General features: G+C 53.5%; 2 protein-coding genes. Both read right to left on the bottom strand.

Features of this window, described 5'->3' with window-relative positions; all coding sequences use genetic code 11:
* On the bottom strand, window positions 1-210 hold a 210-nt coding region (locus CSV68_RS16770; RefSeq protein ID WP_199175055.1), incomplete at its 3' end, for an NADH-quinone oxidoreductase subunit J.
* A 10-nt stretch (window positions 211-220) separates the two neighbouring features.
* Window positions 221-411: NADH-quinone oxidoreductase (locus tag CSV68_RS16765; RefSeq protein WP_099662673.1), on the bottom strand; the 191-nt coding region annotated here is incomplete at its 5' end.

Raw genomic sequence — 411 nt, 5'->3', positions numbered from 1 at the left:
CACGAAGACGAACAGCACCATGATGGCCCCGGCGTAAACGATGATCTCCAGCGCACCAGCAAAGTGCGCGCCCAGCGCAAAGAACACCCCGGAAATAGCCAGCAGCGAGATAATTAAGTACAGCAGCGCATGCACCGGATTGGTGTGCGTAATCACTCGCAGCGTAGCCAGGATGGCGATAAGGCCACAGATATAAAAAGCGAATTCCATTGCCCTCTCCTTACGGTAACAGGCTCTTGACGTCGATAGGCTTAGCTTCGTTCTCTGCTTCGCCCTTATCTTTGCCGTCGATTGCCATACCCGCCATCCGGTAGAAGTTATATTCCGGGTATTTGCCCGGACCGGAAATCAGCAGATCCTCTTTCTCGTACACCAGGTCCTGACGCTTATACTCACCCAGTTCGAAGTCCG

The organism is Sporosarcina sp. P29 (genome assembly GCF_002743265.1).
Lineage (GTDB): Bacteria > Bacillota > Bacilli > Bacillales_A > Planococcaceae > Sporosarcina.
The sequence above is the reverse complement of the archived record's forward strand: the minus strand, read 5'-3'. Positions and strand labels throughout refer to the sequence as shown.